The 3,367-nt window shown below is 65.0% G+C and carries 5 protein-coding genes; 4 read left to right on the plus strand and 1 reads right to left on the minus strand.

The window, feature by feature from the left end:
- On the minus strand, positions 1-758 hold a 758-nt coding region (locus MOV75_RS31765), incomplete at its 3' end, for a MoxR family ATPase (RefSeq protein WP_247007294.1).
- 271 nt (positions 759-1,029) lie between these two features.
- On the opposite strand from MOV75_RS31765, the gene MOV75_RS31770 reads away from it, so the two are divergent.
- From MOV75_RS31770 to MOV75_RS31785, 4 genes are all read left to right on the plus strand, one after another.
- Entirely contained in the window at positions 1,030-1,641 is a 612-nt protein-coding gene (locus MOV75_RS31770; protein ID WP_246931412.1) for a DUF1285 domain-containing protein, read from the plus strand.
- On the plus strand, positions 1,638-2,309 hold the full coding sequence (locus MOV75_RS31775; RefSeq protein ID WP_246931411.1) for a CoA pyrophosphatase: 672 nt from the start codon (positions 1,638-1,640) through the stop codon (positions 2,307-2,309). The genes MOV75_RS31770 and MOV75_RS31775 overlap by 4 nt, the downstream gene beginning before the upstream one ends.
- Positions 2,306-2,569, plus strand: coding sequence for a DUF6111 family protein (locus MOV75_RS31780; RefSeq protein ID WP_246931410.1), 264 nt, complete (start codon positions 2,306-2,308; stop codon positions 2,567-2,569). Before MOV75_RS31775 ends, MOV75_RS31780 begins: the two co-directional genes overlap by 4 nt.
- 10 nt (positions 2,570-2,579) lie before the next feature.
- The coding region (locus MOV75_RS31785; RefSeq protein WP_247007295.1) for a CCA tRNA nucleotidyltransferase at positions 2,580-3,367 on the plus strand (788 nt) is incomplete at its 3' end.

Here is a 3,367-nt window from a genome sequence, read left to right on the forward strand (position 1 = left end):
GGACCGGGACGGGCCGAGCGCACCAGCGACAGGATCGCCTCCACCACGGAATCGCCGACCGGCAGGCGCCGGATCAGCCGCTGCGCGGTGATCAGCGCATCCGCGGTCATCGCTCCCCTCGCCAGCGTTTCCTCGGCGCCGGTGGTCTCGAACAGGATGCGGCGCTCGGCGTCGCGATCGGGATAGTCGACGTCGATCTCCATCAGGAAGCGGTCGAGCTGCGCTTCGGGCAGCGGATAGGTGCCTTCCTGCTCCAGCGGGTTCTGTGTCGCGAGCACGTGGAAGGGCTTTGGCAGATCGTGGCGCGCGCCGGCGACGGTGATGTGCTGTTCCTGCATCGCTTGCAAAAGCGCCGACTGCGTCCGTGGGCTGGCGCGGTTGATCTCGTCCGCCATCAGCAGCTGCGCGAACACCGGACCTGAAATGAAGCGGAAGGCGCGCTTGCCGGCGGTGCTCTCATCGAGCACCTCGGCGCCGAGAATGTCCGACGGCATCAAATCGGGCGTGAACTGAATGCGCTTGGCATCGAGACCGAGCGTGACGCCGAGCGTCTCGACCAGCTTGGTCTTGGCAAGACCCGGCACACCGATCAGCAGCGCATGGCCGCCGGAGAGGATGGTGACCAGCGTGTTCTCGATCACGCGATCCTGGCCGAAGATGACGGATGCGATCGCATCTTTCGCTGCGCGAATCTGGCCCGACACCTGCTCGGCCGAACGGACGATCCCGTCCTCGAGTTTCTCGACACTCTCCGCCATCCGTTCGCTCCTTCAGCCCGCATGCGGCTTGCCTGCGTCGTCACGTCAGCACGTCACGTCAGGCCATCACGCTAGATCATGGGCCCTATGCTAGACTTGCAGGAAGGCCATGTATTCGTTGAATTAACCTATCCCCACCTTATCGGCTTCGGGTTATGTACGGCATCACGAAGTGGCGACCTCCACGCCGCACTAATCCGGGGTGGAACCGAGCACCAACCTACAACGTAGACCTGCACCAATCGTGCCAGGGACAAAGTCAGGGCAAACCATGGCGAACCAAGGGCAGAGCGCCGATCGCAGTCTCGAAGGGCTGACTGCCGCCGCCAAAAGCGCTGCCAATCCCGAAGGCGCCAAAAAGGGCCTGCCTCCGGTGCATCTGTGGAATCCGCCGTTTTGCGGCGATCTCGACATCCGAATCGCCTCCGACGGTACTTGGTTCTACATGGGGACGCCAATCGGGCGCCCCGCTCTGGTCCGGCTGTTTTCGACCATCCTGAAGCGCGAGGGCGACAAGCATTTCCTGGTCACGCCGGTGGAGAAGGTCGGCATTCGCGTCGATGATGCGCCGTTCATGGCAGTCGAAATGCAGAAAGACGGCGAGGACAACCATCGCGTGCTGCGCTTCCGCACCAATGTCGACGACTGGGTCGCCTGCGACGCCGCGCACCGGCTCCGCTTCGAGCAGGCCCGGGACGGCGGGCTGACGCCGTACTTGCATGTCCGCGCCGAGCTCTGGGCCAAGGTCACGCGGGCGCTCTATTACGATCTGGTTGACATGGGTGAGGAGCGGATGGTCGATGGCCAGCCGATGTTCGGCGTCGAATCATCAGGCGAATTCTTCGCCATGGCCGATGCGGAGCAGGTGAGGACCGCACTTTGAACAAGGCTATCCCCAAGAACGATCGGGCCGCGATGGGCGCGGCGGATTTCTTCGCGCGCTCCCGGGCCAAGCTCGATTTCGAAGTCCCGGCCGGCCTCTACGATCCCAACATCATCCCCGCCTCGGGCGATCCCGGCACCGACAAGATGCTGGAGATCATCGCGCGCGAGCAGCCGGTGCGCCCCGCCGCGGTCCTGATCGCGGTGGTCGACCATCCCGAGCCGACCATCCTCTTGACGCAGCGCTCGGCGCATCTGAACGACCATGCCGGCCAGATCGCCTTTCCCGGCGGCAAGATCGACGCGACCGACTCCTCGCCGCTGGACGCGGCGCTGCGCGAGGCCGAGGAGGAAGTCGGGCTGTCCAGGGACTTCGTCGAGCCGCTCGGTTATCTCGATCTCTACGGCACGGGGTTCGGCTTCCGCATCTTGCCGACCGTCGCCAAAGTGCGACCGGGCTTTCAGCTCACCATCAACCATTCCGAGGTTGATGACGCGTTCGAGGTGCCGCTATCCTTCCTGATGAATCCGGTGAACCATCAGGTGCACAGCAAGGAATTCCGCGGCATGGAGCGCTCCTACTACGCGATGCCGTTCGCGGAACGCTATATCTGGGGTGCGACGGCCGGAATGCTGCGTGTGCTGTATGAGCGGATCTATTCGTCATGATCCGGCCGGTTCTGACTGAGATCGGAATCTTCCTCATTCCCTTTGCCGTCTATGCGCTGTTCCTGGCCGCCACGCGGTCCGGCCTGTTCGCGCGATCATCCTGGCCGGTGGCGATCGTCGCGCGTCTCGGACTGGCGGCGATCGTGCTGGTCATCGCGGGCCTGATCGGACTTGCACACTTCTCCGGCGCGTCACCGGATTCGACCTACGTTCCCGCCCATATCGAGAACGGCAGGCTGGTGCCGGGCGTGGAAAAATAGGGGCAGCACGATGAGCGCGAAGCCGATATTTGCGCCGATTCTTGCCGATGCGCCCTGGCTGATCTCTGGCGGGACCGCGCGCGTCCTGCAATTGCTCAACGCTGACGGCGAGGAGGCGCGGGTGGTCGGCGGCGCCGTGCGCAACGCGCTGCTCGGCCTTAAGCCCGGCGACATCGACATCGCGACCACGGCGCGGCCGGAGGAGGTGATGCGGCGCGCCAAGGCTGCCGGCATCAAGAGCGTGCCGACGGGCATCGATCACGGCACCATCACGCTGGTGATCGACAGCCACCCCTATGAAGTCACGACGCTGCGTGAGGACACCGAGACCTTCGGGCGCAAGGCCAAGGTTGCGTTCGGCCGCGACTGGGTGAAGGACGCCGAGCGGCGGGACTTCACCATGAACGGCCTGTCGGTCGATGCGGCCGGCGTCGTTTACGACCATGTCGGCGGCATCGCGGATGCGAAAGCGCGCCGCGTGCGCTTCATCGGCGATCCCGACCAGCGTATTGCCGAGGATTATTTGCGCATCCTGCGCTTCTTCCGCATCCACGCCGCCTTCGGTGCGGGCGAGCCCGACCGCGACGGCTATCTCGCCTGCATCCGGGGACGTGCGGGCCTCGCCAGCCTCTCGGCCGAGCGGGTGCGGATGGAGATGCTGAAGCTGCTGGTGACGTCAGGCGCATCCGCGGCCGCGCTGGCCATGGCCGAGGGCGGATTGCTGCAAGCGCTGACCGGCGGTGTCGTCTATACCGGGCCGCTGGCGACGATGATTGCGATCGAGCGCGAGCTCGGCCT

This window comes from Bradyrhizobium sp. PRIMUS42 (assembly GCF_023006515.1).
In the GTDB taxonomy this organism is placed as follows: Bacteria; Pseudomonadota; Alphaproteobacteria; order Rhizobiales; family Xanthobacteraceae; genus Bradyrhizobium.

Coding starts and splice junctions, on each gene's coding strand:
- MOV75_RS31770 (WP_246931412.1), top strand. CDS start 1,030: ATGGCGAACCAAGGGCAGAGCGCCGATCGCAGTCTCGAAGGGCTGACT.
- MOV75_RS31780 (WP_246931410.1), top strand. CDS start 2,306: ATGATCCGGCCGGTTCTGACTGAGATCGGAATCTTCCTCATTCCCTTT.